The 15,009-nt window shown below is 37.3% G+C and carries 16 protein-coding genes and 1 other annotated feature; all 16 genes read left to right on the plus strand.

The genetic code is table 11. The features are described 5' to 3' along the window. Positions 1-10: 10 nt before the first annotated feature. The 16 genes from spoIIGA to J2Z40_RS03005 all read left to right on the plus strand — a co-directional run bounded on the left by spoIIGA (position 11) and on the right by J2Z40_RS03005 (position 14,879). Complete coding sequence (spoIIGA, locus tag J2Z40_RS02930; RefSeq protein ID WP_066393396.1) at positions 11-931, plus strand: sigma-E processing peptidase SpoIIGA; 921 nt, start codon at positions 11-13, stop codon at positions 929-931. Between the two features lie 30 nt (positions 932-961). Further along, entirely contained in the window at positions 962-1,681 is a 720-nt protein-coding gene (gene sigE, locus J2Z40_RS02935) for an RNA polymerase sporulation sigma factor SigE (RefSeq protein WP_066393398.1), read from the plus strand. A 168-nt stretch (positions 1,682-1,849) separates the two neighbouring features. Next, the gene (sigG, locus tag J2Z40_RS02940) at positions 1,850-2,629 is read left to right on the plus strand and encodes an RNA polymerase sporulation sigma factor SigG (protein WP_066393399.1); all 780 of its coding nucleotides are present in this window, start codon (positions 1,850-1,852) and stop codon (positions 2,627-2,629) included. A gap of 371 nt (positions 2,630-3,000) precedes the next feature. After that, entirely contained in the window at positions 3,001-3,270 is a 270-nt protein-coding gene (locus J2Z40_RS02945; RefSeq protein ID WP_066393401.1) for a YlmC/YmxH family sporulation protein, read from the plus strand. Between the two features lie 79 nt (positions 3,271-3,349). Further along, entirely contained in the window at positions 3,350-4,177 is an 828-nt protein-coding gene (pgeF, locus tag J2Z40_RS02950) for a peptidoglycan editing factor PgeF (RefSeq protein ID WP_066399214.1), read from the plus strand. Next, a complete protein-coding gene (locus J2Z40_RS02955; protein ID WP_066393402.1) occupies positions 4,174-4,851 on the plus strand; it encodes a YggS family pyridoxal phosphate-dependent enzyme in 678 nt (225 codons plus the stop codon). Before pgeF ends, J2Z40_RS02955 begins: the two co-directional genes overlap by 4 nt. A 15-nt stretch (positions 4,852-4,866) precedes the next feature. Further along, positions 4,867-5,310 carry a cell division protein SepF gene (locus J2Z40_RS02960; RefSeq protein ID WP_066393403.1) on the plus strand — a complete coding sequence of 148 codons (444 nt, stop codon included), beginning with the start codon at positions 4,867-4,869 and terminating at the stop codon, positions 5,308-5,310. Between the two features lie 6 nt (positions 5,311-5,316). Next, on the plus strand, positions 5,317-5,580 hold the full coding sequence (locus J2Z40_RS02965) for a YggT family protein (RefSeq protein WP_066393409.1): 264 nt from the start codon (positions 5,317-5,319) through the stop codon (positions 5,578-5,580). A gap of 62 nt (positions 5,581-5,642) precedes the next feature. Next, the gene (locus tag J2Z40_RS02970) at positions 5,643-6,416 is read left to right on the plus strand and encodes a YlmH family RNA-binding protein (protein WP_066393412.1); all 774 of its coding nucleotides are present in this window, start codon (positions 5,643-5,645) and stop codon (positions 6,414-6,416) included. A 440-nt stretch (positions 6,417-6,856) separates the two neighbouring features. Then, the gene (locus J2Z40_RS02975; protein ID WP_066393420.1) at positions 6,857-7,372 is read left to right on the plus strand and encodes a DivIVA domain-containing protein; all 516 of its coding nucleotides are present in this window, start codon (positions 6,857-6,859) and stop codon (positions 7,370-7,372) included. 48 nt (positions 7,373-7,420) lie between these two features. Then, positions 7,421-7,692: a binding site (T-box leader), on the plus strand. Between the two features lie 420 nt (positions 7,693-8,112). After that, on the plus strand, positions 8,113-10,884 hold the full coding sequence (gene ileS, locus J2Z40_RS02980) for an isoleucine--tRNA ligase (protein WP_066393423.1): 2,772 nt from the start codon (positions 8,113-8,115) through the stop codon (positions 10,882-10,884). A 162-nt stretch (positions 10,885-11,046) separates the two neighbouring features. Beyond that, a complete protein-coding gene (locus J2Z40_RS02985; protein WP_066393427.1) occupies positions 11,047-11,334 on the plus strand; it encodes a hypothetical protein in 288 nt (95 codons plus the stop codon). A gap of 79 nt (positions 11,335-11,413) precedes the next feature. Then, a complete protein-coding gene (lspA, locus tag J2Z40_RS02990) occupies positions 11,414-11,908 on the plus strand; it encodes a signal peptidase II (RefSeq protein WP_066393429.1) in 495 nt (164 codons plus the stop codon). Continuing rightward, a complete protein-coding gene (locus J2Z40_RS02995) occupies positions 11,880-12,791 on the plus strand; it encodes an RluA family pseudouridine synthase (RefSeq protein WP_066393430.1) in 912 nt (303 codons plus the stop codon). Before lspA ends, J2Z40_RS02995 begins: the two co-directional genes overlap by 29 nt. Before the next feature lie 184 nt (positions 12,792-12,975). Further along, complete coding sequence (gene pyrR, locus J2Z40_RS03000) at positions 12,976-13,518, plus strand: bifunctional pyr operon transcriptional regulator/uracil phosphoribosyltransferase PyrR (RefSeq protein ID WP_066393431.1); 543 nt, start codon at positions 12,976-12,978, stop codon at positions 13,516-13,518. Between the two features lie 62 nt (positions 13,519-13,580). After that, on the plus strand, positions 13,581-14,879 hold the full coding sequence (locus J2Z40_RS03005; RefSeq protein ID WP_066393432.1) for a solute carrier family 23 protein: 1,299 nt from the start codon (positions 13,581-13,583) through the stop codon (positions 14,877-14,879). The last annotated feature ends 130 nt before the right edge of the window (positions 14,880-15,009 follow it).

Here is a 15,009-nt window from a genome sequence, read left to right on the forward strand (position 1 = left end):
AGGAAAATGATTGGAGGTATATTTGGATATAATTTGGGCATTGAATTTTTTATTTGATAGCCTACTCCTTTATTTGACTGCGATCATTCTAAAAAGGGATGTGCGGTTTTGGCGGATTTTTACTGGTGGATTGATTGGCTCAATGATTATCCTATTATCAATTACTCCATTTGATGCTTATTCTGGACACCCAATCGTGAAATTAATATTTTCAGTTGTAATGGTCCTTACTGTATTTGGATTTAAGAGAATTCGTTATTTTTTCAGTGGTCTCTTTACTTTCTACTTGATCACTTTTTTAATCGGTGGATCTTTAATTGGTGTACACTATTTTATTCAATTTGATTTCCAACTCTCTTCATCTGTTTTGCTCGCAAGTGTAAAAGGATTTGGTGATCCGATCAGTTGGCTATTTGTATTGCTAGGATTCCCAATTGCTTGGCATTTCTCAAAGCGAAACATGGAAGGGATTGAAATGACGAAGATCCGATATGATTCATTAGTGAGAGTGATTATAACGATAAATAATAAAGACTATCATTTCAAAGGTCTAGTTGATAGTGGAAATCAGTTATATGACCCTATATCAAAAATGCCAGTTATGTTTATATCGATAAAGGATCAACAAGGGGATTTTCCTGTACAACTAATGAAAATTGCTCAAAATCCTGAGAAGATTATATTAGGAAATGAGCGTATCGATTCTGATTGGGAACATAAAATGCGAGTCATTCCATACAGTGTTGTTGGACAAGAGCATCAATTAATCATTGCGTTAAAACCAGAAAAAATAGTTATCGAAAAAGATAATGAGTTTTACTGTGTAGATAAGGGTCTTATTTCATTTACCATTCAACAACTATCTTCTGATGATGCTTTCCAATGCATCGTTCATCCAAAAATGTTAACAGGTTTCAGAAAAGCAGGATAGGAAAATTTACATAAAAGGGGAGGACATTTCATGAAAAGCTTAAAGCTTCGCATCTCATACTATTGGTATAAATTATTAATGAAACTAGGACTGAAAACAGATGAAGTATTTTACATCGGTGGAAGTGAAGCATTGCCTCCTCCATTAAGTAAAGAAGAAGAGGAAGTCTTATTAGAGAAGCTTCCAAACGGAGATAAGGCAGCAAGATCCATTCTCATTGAAAGAAATTTACGGCTTGTTGTCTATATTGCAAGGAAGTTTGAGAATACCGGGATCAATATTGAGGATCTGATTAGCATCGGTACAATAGGACTCATTAAAGCAGTAAACACATTCAATCCGGAAAAGAAAATAAAACTTGCTACGTATGCATCCAGATGTATTGAAAATGAAATCTTAATGTACTTACGAAGAAATAACAAAATTCGTTCAGAAGTTTCGTTTGACGAGCCATTAAATATTGATTGGGATGGAAATGAGCTTTTACTATCTGATGTCCTTGGAACAGATGATGATATTATTACGAAGGACCTTGAGGCGAATGTGGACAAAAAACTACTCTCAAAAGCATTACATCAATTGTCCGATCGTGAAAAGCAAATAATGGAGCTTCGTTTTGGCCTCGGCACTGGTGATGAAAAAACACAGAAAGATGTGGCTGATATGCTAGGGATATCGCAATCTTATATTTCTCGTTTAGAAAAAAGGATCATTAAACGATTAAAAAAGGAATTTAATAAAATGGTATAAGACGACTTTACGAAAAAAAATATTTTCAGATAGAAAGCCGCAAATCACTTGTTTTCATGACGTTTTTCTTGTTTTTCTGCTCAATGATGCAATAGGGCATGTGCATATTTTTCCTGCTCAAGGAAATACTGTTTTTTGTACAGCAGCTCCTGTGAGGAGGGAAAAGGATTGACTCGAAATAAAGTAGAAATTTGCGGTGTTGATACTTCAAAGCTTCCAGTATTGAAAAATGAAGAAATGAGAGAGCTCTTCAAGCAAATGCATAAGGGGGATATATCCGCACGGGAAAAACTCGTCAATGGTAATTTACGTCTCGTATTAAGTGTCATCCAACGTTTTAATAATCGAGGCGAGTTTGTTGATGACCTATTCCAGGTCGGCTGTATCGGTCTGATGAAATCGATAGATAATTTTGATTTAGGACAAAACGTAAAGTTTTCCACCTATGCTGTTCCAATGATTATTGGTGAGATCAGAAGGTATTTGCGAGACAATAATCCAATTCGTGTGTCTCGGTCATTAAGAGATATCGCTTATAAGGCATTACAGGTGAGAGAGCGCTTAATGAGTAAAACATCAAAGGAGCCAACTGCTGCGGAGATTGCGAAAGAATTAGATGTCCCACATGAGGAAATTGTCTTTGCGTTGGATGCTATTCAAGATCCTATCTCATTATTTGAACCAATTTATAATGATGGTGGAGATCCAATATTTGTACTAGATCAATTAAGTGATGAAAAAAATAAAGATATTCAATGGATTGAGGAAATTGCTTTAAAAGAGGGGATGCGTAGATTAAACGAGCGCGAGAAAATGATACTAAGAAAACGATTCTTCCAAGGCAAAACCCAAATGGAGGTTGCTGAGGAAATTGGTATTTCACAGGCACAAGTATCAAGACTAGAAAAGGCCGCAATTAAACAAATGAATAAAAATATTCAAAGCTAAAGCTGCCATTATGGCAGCTTTATTGCGTTTAGGCAGCCATGTTGGATATTAAGCTAAAGTGTTTGTTTATCGTCCAGTTGCCTGACAAGGAAGGCATCAAAGCATATGCGTCGCAAGAGTAGAAGTGTTTCCTTATAGCAAAAATGCCTATTTGCCAATCCAACCTCAGTACGGCTCCGCAGCAATTGTGCCAAAGCACGTGTCGATCTACCCGCAAACCGCATTTTTTTAATCGAATAGGGCAGAGGAACAAGGTGCACGCACATTTGTTCCTTTCTAGAATGAAAATAATATTCCCCCTCAGGTTACGATAATTTTATGAATACAATCATATAGTTATTTATATAAGTGAAACATGTGGGGGTGGGAATGTGATTAAAATTTCAGAGTTTCAATTGAAGGATGTCGTGAACGTGGCAAATGGTAAGAAACTAGGGAATATTGGTGATATTGATATAAATGTTCAAACAGGGAAAATAGATGCGGTTATTATTGGAGGTCCAGGGAGGGTGTTAGGCTTTTTCGGCCGTGAGGAAGATATCGTGATTCCTTGGAAAAATATCTTGAAAATTGGTGAAGATGTCATATTAGTGCGTCACAAAGAATTAAATATGTTGAATGATGTCGAAGATGAGGTATAATTATCTCTTTTAACTGTGAACGGGATGAAGGATATGGTAAACTAGAGAATATATGAAAATGAAGGCTGAGGATTTGCGAATGGAGCCATTTATTTTACAACAGAATGGGTTGTTTTTCATTAAAGAGTGGATGGATCGATATCCTGGATTAGTTGCTGGTTTTACTAGTAAAAATGGCGGGATTAGTCAATCCCATTTCTCTACAATGAATCTTGGATTACATGTGAATGATTCTATTGAGTCTGTTTGCCATAATCGAAAGGAAACGGCAGATCTGCTTAATATTCCATTAAGTAAATGGATTGGCGCAGAACAAACGCATGAAATAAACATTGAAAAGGTTTTTAAAAAAGACGGCGGAAAAGGAGCCATTCATTATGATGAATCCTTTAAGCAAACAGATGGGTTTTATACAAGTGAAGCGGATCTATTATTAACGCTTTGTTTTGCTGATTGCGTTCCTTTGTACTTTTTTCATGAGAAATCTAGGCTTATTGGTACAGTTCATGCAGGCTGGAAGGGGACTGTACATGGCATTGCCGAGGAAATGGTAAAGAGGTATAAAAGCGAAGGCATTGATGAGAATGAACTACAAGTCATTGTTGGTCCATCCATTTGCAAAAATTGTTATATAGTTGATCGACATGTGATATCTTTAGTAAAAGCAAGAGTTGGTCAAGATGATAGTAACCGATATGAACAAATAGATGATGATCAATTTAAATTAGATTTAAAACAAACAAATAATGCGATCCTCTTAAACGCAGGAGTCAGAGAAGAAAACATTCATGTAACGAATTTTTGTACCAGCTGTCATGAAGATTATTTTTTCTCCCACAGAAGAGATAAAGGGCGTACGGGGAGAATGATGAGTTTTATCGGCTGGAAGGAGGATTTACAAGCTTGAAAGTAGAAGAAAACCTGAAACTTATTCAAAAAAATATTCAGCATGCTTGCACATTATCTAATCGTGATCCTGAGGAAATAACGATTATAGCTGTTACAAAGTATGTTACTACAGAAAGAGCGGCTGAAGCGGTGCAAGCGGGAATTACCCATTTAGGAGAAAACAGAGATGAAGGTCTCATAGCTAAATGGGAAGTACTTACGGACAAGCCAAATTGGCATTATATTGGTTCACTGCAAACACGTAAAGTGAAAAATATAATTGATAAAGTTGATTATATCCATTCCTTAGATCGACTTTCTTTAGCGAAAGAAATTGATAAAAGAGCGAACAAGTTAATTAACTGTTTTGTTCAAGTGAATGTTTCTGGGGAGGAATCAAAACAAGGGATTTCTCCAGAAGAAGTATGTGATTTTATAGTCAATCTAAGCGAGTATAGAAATATCCGAGTATGCGGGTTGATGACAATGGCTCCATATACAGAGGATGAACAAATGCTGCGTACTTGTTTTCAAAGCTTAAAAAAGGGGCAGAAGAAAATACAAGAATTAGAATTAAATCATGCGCCTTGTACAGAGCTTTCCATGGGAATGTCCAATGATTATGTGATTGCAATTGAAGAGGGAGCAACGATGATTCGAATTGGAACAGCTTTAGTAGGTGAAGAGGAGTAGGAGGGTGACCTTATAATGAGTATTAAATCAAAATTCAAAACATTTTTCTTCCTTGATGATGAATACGATGAAAAGGAAGAGGAATTTATCGAAGAAGAAGCCGAGCCAATGAAACAATCTCAGAAACATCAGCCTGCTCAAAAGAATAATATCGTAAGTTTGCAAAGTGTGCAGAAATCTTCCAAAATGGTGTTAATGGAACCTCGTGTATATGCAGAAGCTCAAGATATTTCTGATCATTTAAAAAATAGGCGAGCGGTTGTCGTCAATTTACAAAGGATTGAGCGTGACCAAGCAAAGCGAATTGTTGATTTTTTAAGCGGGACTGTGTATGCCCTTGGTGGAGATATACAAAAAATTGGAACAGATATTTTCCTTTGTACACCTGATAATGTAGAAATATCAGGGAATATCTCACAAATGATACAGGAACAAGATTTTGAAAATACGAGGTGGTAGTATTTAATGTATACGTTATATAGTGTTCTATCGACTTTAATTTATTTTTACTCATGGGGATTAATCATTTATATTCTGCTTTCATGGTTTCCAAATGCAAAAGAGTCAGCAATAGGTCAGCTTTTAGCTAGAATTTGTGAGCCTTACTTAGACCCATTTAGAAAAATTATTCCGCCACTTGGTATGATTGATATTTCTCCAATTGTAGCTATTTTGGTTCTCCGTCTTGCAGATGGCGGCTTAAAACAGCTTTTCCTTTGGATTGCTTAATATAGGAAATGAGTGGCCTTTTTTTGAAAGGCCCTTTATTCTTTTCATAAAGGGGTTTTTTAATGTCGATTTATCAGCATTTTCGTCCTGAGGAGAAGGAGTTTATCGATCAAGTTCTGAACTGGAAGGAAGCAGTAGAAAATGCTTATGCTCCTAAGTTGACCGATTTCCTTGATCCCCGTGAGCAGGAAATAGCAAGGACGATTATTGGAAATCAAACAGATGTGAAGATTGATTTCTTTGGGGGAACTGACGGGACAGAACGAAAAAGAGCATTCCTATATCCTGAGTATCATCAATTAGCAGCAGATGATTTTGAGATTTGCCTTTATGAGCTTGACTATCCAAAGAAATTTATTACAATCGAGCACCCTCAAGTGCTCGGTAGTTTAATGTCACTTGGGTTAAAGAGGGGGAAATTCGGTGATATTCTTGTCTTTCGAGATCGAATTCAATTTTTTGTTACGAAAGATGTTGCCGAGTACATAAGTTTACAATTAGAATCTGTAGGAAGAGCAAAAGTAAGCCTTATTCAACAGCCAATTGCGCATGCGATCCAACTACAAGAACAGTGGCAAGAGATCGTAGTGACTTCTACTTCTTTAAGATTGGATACAGTTATTTCTGCCGTACATAATCTATCAAGACAAAAATCCCAAATGTTTATTCAACAAGGTTTGGTAAAGGTAAATTGGATGATAATTGAAAATACTGCTTTTGAGTGTCGAGAATCTGATGTAATTTCAGTCCGTGGATATGGCCGTTTGAAGATCATCTCACTTGATGGCAAAACCAAAAAGGAAAGATGGAGAATTACTGCAGGCAAAGTGAAATAAATGTAGGCTGTTTTCTAAAAGATCTTTTCTAAAGGATTGTTGCTTTTGAATCAAATGTTTGATCAACAAGGTCGGTGATTGGAGCAACCTGGAGTGGAAATCAACCTTTACCAACTTTATCTTAATAGCAACAATGTTTACGAAAACAGCCTAAATATAAAATAAAATCCATAAAACAATTGAGGAAAAAGTCCATTTATGTAAAAATATTTTTGAGTAGCGTGCAGGATTATGGTGCACGTTGTCGAATATTAGATTTATTCCACTTTAATGGTTATTACGCCATTATGAGAAATGTTATGCAAAAAGGATGAATCGAGTGCTACTAGCCTGTAAAATCCATTGGTTTAATGAACAATCCAGTAGGGATGATACCCTATCTGATTGAGTTTTACATTATACATATGAGAAGAAAAAGGAATTTTTGGGAGGTGGCCATTATGCCATTAACACCGTTGGATATTCATAATAAAGAATTCAGCAAAGGGTTCCGAGGTTATGATGAGGACGAAGTAAACGAATTTCTTGACCAAGTGATTAAAGACTATGAAATCGTAATCCGTGAGAAAAAGGAATTAGAAGAAAGATTAAGTGATTTAAACGATCGGATTGGCCATTTTACAAATATCGAAGAGACTTTACACAAATCAATTGTCATCGCACAAGAGGCGGCAGAAGATGTAAAGAGAAATGCCCAAAAAGAGGCAAAGTTAATCATTAAAGAAGCAGAGAAAAATTCTGATCGAATTGTTAATGAATCGCTATCGAAGGCCAGAAAGATTGCTCTTGAAATTGAAGAGTTAAAGAAACAATCAAAAGTATTTAGAACCCGGTTTAAAATGCTGATTGAAGCACAATTGGATTTACTAAATAATGATGATTGGGATCATCTACTTGAATATGAGCTAGATGCTACTGAATTAAAATCAGCTCAAGAAGAGGATTCATTGGCTTGACGAAAAAAGAATTAATGAATATAATTTTAAAAACAAAGTAAATTAAAAATTTCAACTGTGAGAGGGACAGTACAATATTTAATCGCTTTTATCAATGCTTGAATAGTTTTATTCTAGCATGTTAGCGAACTAGGGATGGTGCAAGCCTAGTATAAGCGGAATATTGGAAAATCACCCTGGAGTTCCTTGCTGAACATTTCTGTCGAAACAGTAAGCAAAGGCGTGTCATTCGCGTTAAGGATGCTTTGAGCGGATAGAAAAGAATTTGTTTTCTGTCTACAAGGGTGGTACCGCGGGAGATAAACCTTCTCGTCCCTTTATTGGGATGAGAGGTTTTTTTTATTTGGCTCTTTCTAAAAGATTGTTGCATATGAATCAAATATTTGAATAAATGTGTTTGACCAACTAGGTCGGTTGATTGGAGCGAAAGGTGCGAGACTCCTCGAAAATGCATTCGCATTTCCTTCGTGCGGTGTGAATTCTAAGAAGTCTACTCAATATCCTGTGGGATGTGTGGGACAGCTGAGACCTAAGCAGGAGCGTATGCGACGAGGAGGCTCAAACGGACCACCCCGCGGAAAGGGAGCACACGTACGCGGAAATCAACCTTTACAAACTTGTTCTTAATTAGCAACAATATTTACGAAAATAGCTTTTTATTTTCTCAAAAATGGTTTTTCGTTTGATTACAATTAATAATGGCAATCATGAAGTTAATGAGAACTACAGGAGGAATTGAAATGGATTACAAAGATACGTTACTAATGCCGAAAACAGAATTTCCAATGCGTGGCAATTTACCAAAACGCGAGCCTGAGATCCAAGAAAAATGGGAAGAATTAAATATTTATAAAAAGGTACAAGATCGGACAAAGGGCCGTCCGATGTTCGTCCTACATGATGGACCTCCATATGCGAATGGGGATATCCACATGGGGCATGCATTAAACAAAATTTTAAAAGATATGATCGTTCGTCACAAATCAATGACTGGCTATCATGCTCCATACGTGCCTGGCTGGGATACACATGGTCTTCCAATTGAGCAGGCATTAACAAATAAAGGTGTAAAGCGTAAAGAAATGACTGTTGCCGAGTTCCGTAAGTTGTGTGAAGAATATGCATATGGACAAATTGACAGCCAACGCTCACAATTCAAACGATTAGGTGTAAGAGGGGATTGGGAAAATCCTTATATTACATTAAAGCCTGCATATGAAGCACAGCAAATTAAGGTGTTCGGTGAGATGGCAAAGAAAGGCTATATTTATAAAGGGAAAAAGCCTGTATACTGGTCTCCATCTTCTGAATCAGCATTAGCTGAAGCGGAAATTGAGTATAAAGACAAACGTTCCCCATCTATTTATGTTGGTTTTAAAGTAAAAGATGGAAAAAATGTGATTGATACAGATACACAAATCATCATTTGGACAACTACACCTTGGACAATTCCTGCTAATCTTGGGATTTCTGTTCATCCAGACCTTAAGTATGTAGTTGTTGAGGAAAAAGGGAATAAATATCTTGTTGCAGAAGAATTATTGTCGGCTGTTACAAGTGAGCTAGATTGGGAAAATCCGCAACTAGTGAAAACAGTAAAAGGGGCAGAGCTTGAACATATTCTTGCCGTCCACCCACTTTATGGACGTGATTCACTTGTTATGCTAGGAGACCATGTAACAACAGATGCAGGTACTGGTTGTGTTCATACGGCACCAGGACATGGGGAAGATGACTTCTATATCGGTCAAAAATATGGTCTAGATGTATTATGTCCAGTTGATGATCGTGGAGTAATGACAGATGAGGCACCTGGATTTGAAGGACTATTTTATGATGAGGCTAATAAGCCGATTACTGAAAAGCTTGAGGAAGCAGGAGCATTATTAAAGCTTACATTCATTACACATTCCTATCCACATGATTGGCGTACGAAAAAACCAGTTATTTTCCGAGCAACTGCTCAATGGTTTGCATCAATTAAAGATTTCCGTAATGAACTAATGGATGCGGTGAAGGAAACAAAATGGGTACCTGCTTGGGGAGAAACTAGACTCTTCAATATGGTTCGTGATCGTGGCGACTGGTGTATTTCTCGTCAGCGTGCGTGGGGAGTGCCAATTCCTGTATTTTATGCCGAGAACGGTGAGTCCATCATTACGGATGAAACGATTGATCATGTTTCAAATTTATTCCGTGAGCATGGATCAAATATTTGGTTTGAGAAGGAAGCGAAAGATTTGCTGCCAGAAGGATTTACACATCAAGGAAGTCCGAACGGTGTATTTACGAAAGAAACGGATATTATGGATGTATGGTTTGATTCTGGTTCATCACATCAGGCCGTTTTATTAGAGCGTGATGACCTGCAAAGACCAGCTGATCTTTACCTTGAAGGATCGGACCAATACCGTGGCTGGTTTAACTCATCCTTATCTACTGCTGTTGCAGTTACGGGAAAGGCTCCATATAAAGGAGTTCTAAGTCATGGGTTTGCATTAGATGGAGAAGGAAGAAAGATGAGTAAGTCGGTTGGAAATGTCGTTGTTCCTTCTAAAGTGATGAATCAGCTTGGAGCAGATATTTTAAGACTTTGGGTAGCGTCTGTTGATTATCAATCAGATGTACGTGTATCTGATCCGATTCTTAAGCAAGTTGCTGAAGTGTACCGCAAAATCCGTAACACATTTAGATTTTTACTTGGAAATTTAGATGATTTTGATCCAGCTGTAAACTCTGTACCATATGAAAAATTGCGTGAAGTGGATCAATTTATGCTTGTTAAGTTAAATAAATTGATTCAAACAGTCCGAGATGCATATGAAAACTACGAATATGCAGGCATTTACCATGCGATTAATAATTTCTGTACATTAGATTTAAGTGCCTTCTATCTTGATTTTGCAAAAGACATTCTTTATATTGAAGGAGCAGATCATGCGGATCGTCGCGCGATTCAAACTGTTCTATACGAAAGCTTGCTTGCGCTGACAAAATTAACAGCTCCAATTCTTTCTCATACGACAGATGAAGTATGGAACTTTATCCCTGCTGTCACTGAAGAAAGTGTTCAATTAACAGATATGCCAGAAGCAAAAGAGCTGCCAAATGCGAAAGAACTAGAAGTGAAATGGACATCATTTATGAAGCTTCGTGATGATGTATTAAAGGCATTGGAAGAAGCGCGAAATGAAAAAGTAATTGGCAAATCACTTGCTGCTAAAGTAACCCTATATGTGAACGATCAAGTGAAGGAATTACTTGCATCAATTGATGAACATTTACATCAGCTCTTTATCGTTTCTAGTTTTGAGATTGCTGGAACATTTGAAGATGCGCCTGAACATGCCATTAAATTTGAAAATACTGCAATTGTTGTTTCAAAAGCAGAAGGTGAAACATGTGAGCGTTGCTGGACAGTCACACCTGAAGTTGGGAAAGTTGAAGAATTCGAGACATTATGCCCGCGTTGTGCAGATGTTGTTCAAACACATTATAGTCACCTCGTATAATTTTTTTTCAGAGTCCCTGTGCTAAACAGGGGCTTTTTTGAATGGAATTTTTCTATAATTTCCAACTCCGTTAATTGTTGTTCCCATTGTAAAAACTTTTCCCGGTTCGTATAGCCGATCATTGAGATACTAAAAGATAAATAAATGAACGGAGGAAAAGACATGGATGCAAACATTGAAAAGCTCTATTCAGAACTCCGTAATACAAGACAGGAACTATTAGAAAAATTAATGGATGATAACAGTTCAAAATTAATTAGGCCTTATATTTTGGATGAGCTATTTGATATTGAAAGCACATTAGCGAGAATGGAAAAAGGCGAATATGGAAAATGTGAAATTTCAGGTGAGCTTCTTCCTGATCATCTTTTAGCGGAGGTTCCAACAATAAAGTCAATTGATGATTGCAGCAGGTTAGAACAATATTATCGTAAATCTTTATATGATTGAGTGAAAGTGCTTACTGTCGTTTTTATACAGAATGTGCTAAAATGCAAAGGTACATAAATGAGATATGGGGGTTTCCTTTGTGTTTTATTACATAATTGCCTTATTTGTAATTGCACTTGATCAATTAACAAAATTTTTGATTGTAAAGAAAATGGAACTTGGTGAGAGTATCGAAGTAATTGAAAACTTTCTTTATATTACATCCCATCGTAATAGAGGAGCAGCCTGGGGAATATTACAAGGACAAATGTGGTTCTTTTATATTATCACAGTCATTGTCATTATTGGAATTGTCTATTATATTCAAAAGGCTGCTAAAGGGAAGATGCTTCTTGGCATTTCATTAGGGTTAATGCTTGGAGGAGCAATTGGGAACTTTATTGATCGGGTATTACGGAAAGAAGTCGTTGATTTTGTAAACACCTATATTTTCAGCTACGACTTCCCTGTGTTTAATATTGCTGATTCTGCATTAGTCGTCGGGGTAGCGATGCTTATGATACAAATGTTATTAGAAGAAAGAGCATTAAAAAAGGAGAAATCGCATGGAGAAAATGGAACACACCATTCTTGAAGATCAAAGAGGGGAAAGAATCGATAAGGTTCTTTCGACAGTTAATAAGGAATGGTCAAGAACTCAAGTTCAGCAATGGATTAAAGATGGAAATGTCCTTGTGAATGAGAAAAAAATAAAAACGAATTATAAATGTAATCCTAATGATAAAATTGAGATTTCAATCCCAGAACCTGAGGAATTGGATGTTGTTCCTGAAGAAATGGATTTAGATATTTACTATGAAGATCAAGATGTGCTGGTTGTGAATAAACCAAAAGGGATGGTTGTCCATCCTGCACCTGGACATTTAACAGGTACATTAGTAAATGGGCTAATGGCTCATTGCAAAGACCTTTCAGGTATTAATGGGGTAATGAGACCAGGGATTGTTCATCGTATTGATAAGGATACTTCAGGGCTCTTAATGGTAGCAAAGAATGATCTTGCCCATGAAAGCCTCGTTAATCAGTTAGTAGAGAAGACTGTTACAAGGAAGTATAAGGCCGTTGTCCATGGTGTGATTCCGCATGATTATGGCACGGTTGATGCACCGATTGCTCGTGATCAAAAAGAAAGACAAAGTATGGCTGTTACAGATAATGGGAAACACGCAGTTACTCACTTTCATGTGCTTGAACGTTTTGAGAATTTTACATTTGTTGAATGTCAATTAGAGACTGGAAGAACTCATCAAATCCGTGTGCATATGAAATATATTGGTTACCCTCTTGCTGGTGATCCGAAATATGGACCGAAGAAAACAATACAAATGAATGGTCAGGCATTACATGCAGGCATTCTTGGTTTTGTGCATCCAAGATCTGGTGAGTATATGGAGTTTGAAGCGCCATTACCTACTGATTTTCAACAGTTACTTGAAAAGATGAAAAATAATCATTGACATGTAAATGCTATTCCACTAAACTAAATTTAGTTGAATAGAGTCCTTTAAATACAGTCCCGTGAGGCTGAGAAGGAAACGGATATAAATAGGGGTGAAGTATGCCCTTATTTAGAAAGCTGCTCGTTTACCCTCTCGCCGTATCGGTGAGAGGGTTTTTTATATAAATTTGAGGTGATAGATGATGACGAAAAAAGCAGTAGTCCTTGATGAACAAGCGATTAGAAGAGCATTGACAAGGATTGCCCATGAAATCATTGAAAAAAATAAAGGGATTGAAGGCTGTGTAATCGTCGGAATTCGAACAAGAGGAATTTACCTTGCCAATCGACTTGCCGAACGGATCGAACAAATTGAGGGAACAAAAGTAGCCGTTGGGGAATTGGACATTACTTTATACCGAGATGATTTAACGAAAAAGACAGCCAATCAGGAGCCTTTAGTCAAGGGTTCAGATATCCAGAAAGATATTAATGAGCAAAAAGTCATTTTAGTCGATGATGTACTCTACACAGGAAGAACGGTTAGAGCTGCACTTGATGCGCTGATGGATATTGGCAGACCATCCTCGATCCAGCTTGCTGTCCTAGTTGACAGGGGTCACCGTGAACTGCCAGTTCGAGCAGATTTTGTTGGCAAGAATATTCCTACATCCAGCTCAGAAAAAATTGTGGTTGAATTGAAGGAAGTTGACGAGGCTGATCAAGTTAGTATTTATGAGAACTAGGTTTTGCCCCCTTTTAAAGATAGTCCAGTGAGACTAAAAAAGGAATCGGAGGAGAATGAGAAATGAATAGACCAGTATTAGATGTTAATGATGTCCCAAGTAAAACGCAGCTCATCACATTAAGCTTACAGCATATGTTTGCCATGTTTGGTGCAACGATCTTAGTACCGAAACTAGTTGGACTAAGCCCAGCAATCGCCCTATTAACAAGTGGGATTGCAACGATTCTCTTTTTAATCATTACCCAATTTAAAGTGCCAGCATACTTAGGCTCTTCCTTTGCCTTTATCGCCCCAATATTAATTGCTTCTAACGGCGGGGATAATCCAGGAAATGCAATGATTGGTGCTATGGCAGTAGGTATCACTTACGGGCTCGTTTCATTAATCATATGGAAAGCTGGTTACAAATGGTTAATGCGCCTCTTGCCACCGATTGTTGTCGCCCCAGTTATTATGGTAATCGGCTTAGCTTTATCGGGAACAGCAGTAGATATGGCAATGAATGTGAATGGTGAATATAACTTCTTACACTTTACAGCTGCACTTGTCACATTATTCGCTGCGATTATCTTTACAGTCTATTTTAAAAATATCTTAAGTGCAATGCCAATTTTACTAGGCTTAATCATCGGTTATATATACTCAGCTATCGTAGGTATTGTCGATTTCACAGCAGTAAAGGAAGCGGACCTGTTTGAAATGCCAGAATTCCTTTTCCCGGGGATACATTATGATTTTACTATCACATCAACAATCATACTCGCAATGGTACCAATCGTGTTAGTAACCATCTCAGAGCATATTGGTCATCAATTAGTATTAGGAAAAGTAGTGAATCGCAATTATCTTAAAGATCCAGGCTTACATCGTTCGATTGTTGCAGACGGCTTAGGAACATTTGTCAGTGCTTTCTTTGGTGGACCACCAAAAACAACTTACGGGGAAAACATTGGAGTACTAGCCATTACACGCGTATATTCAGTTTACGTAATACTAGGAGCAGCTGTGTTTGCGATCATCTTCTCATTCCTTGGGAAGGTCATGGCACTCATTCAAACCATTCCGACTGCGGTACTAGGCGGAATTTCAATCCTGCTGTTCGGTATCATCGCATCAAGCGGATTACGAATGCTTGTAGAAAATAAAATTGATTTTAGTAAAAATAGAAACTTAGTTATATCATCTGTCATCCTTGTGATCGGAATTGGCGGGGCAGCATTTAAGTTCTCGGAATCCTTTGCAATTGAGGGAATGGCGCTTGCGGCAATCATCGGTGTACTTCTAAATGTAATTTTACCTGGAAGAGAAGCTGTAGCAGATGACGAAGAAGAAGAAATGAAGAAAAAGAATATTGCATAAATAGACCTTTTAATAAAGTCCAGAGAGGCTTTCAAGGGTGTTGACTGCAACATTTGGCAGTGGGGGATATTTATACCCTTCTTTAGCCAAATCTGCTCTTCAACTCGTAAACACCCTGACAAAATTGGTC

Source organism: Cytobacillus eiseniae (genome assembly GCF_017874625.1).
In the GTDB taxonomy this organism is placed as follows: Bacteria; Bacillota; Bacilli; order Bacillales; family Cytobacillaceae; genus Cytobacillus; species Cytobacillus eiseniae.

Excerpts from the sequence above, each read along its gene's own strand:
- sigE (WP_066393398.1), top strand. The coding sequence starts at position 962 with ATGAAAAGCTTAAAGCTTCGCATCTCATACTATTGGTATAAATTATTA.
- pgeF (WP_066399214.1), top strand. The coding sequence starts at position 3,350 with ATGGAGCCATTTATTTTACAACAGAATGGGTTGTTTTTCATTAAAGAG.
- J2Z40_RS02960 (WP_066393403.1), top strand. The coding sequence starts at position 4,867 with ATGAGTATTAAATCAAAATTCAAAACATTTTTCTTCCTTGATGATGAA.
- J2Z40_RS02965 (WP_066393409.1), top strand. The coding sequence starts at position 5,317 with ATGTATACGTTATATAGTGTTCTATCGACTTTAATTTATTTTTACTCA.
- J2Z40_RS02970 (WP_066393412.1), top strand. The coding sequence starts at position 5,643 with ATGTCGATTTATCAGCATTTTCGTCCTGAGGAGAAGGAGTTTATCGAT.
- J2Z40_RS02975 (WP_066393420.1), top strand. The coding sequence starts at position 6,857 with ATGCCATTAACACCGTTGGATATTCATAATAAAGAATTCAGCAAAGGG.
- ileS (WP_066393423.1), top strand. The coding sequence starts at position 8,113 with ATGGATTACAAAGATACGTTACTAATGCCGAAAACAGAATTTCCAATG.
- J2Z40_RS02985 (WP_066393427.1), top strand. The coding sequence starts at position 11,047 with ATGGATGCAAACATTGAAAAGCTCTATTCAGAACTCCGTAATACAAGA.
- J2Z40_RS02995 (WP_066393430.1), top strand. The coding sequence starts at position 11,880 with ATGGAGAAAATGGAACACACCATTCTTGAAGATCAAAGAGGGGAAAGA.
- pyrR (WP_066393431.1), top strand. The coding sequence starts at position 12,976 with ATGACGAAAAAAGCAGTAGTCCTTGATGAACAAGCGATTAGAAGAGCA.
- J2Z40_RS03005 (WP_066393432.1), top strand. The coding sequence starts at position 13,581 with ATGAATAGACCAGTATTAGATGTTAATGATGTCCCAAGTAAAACGCAG.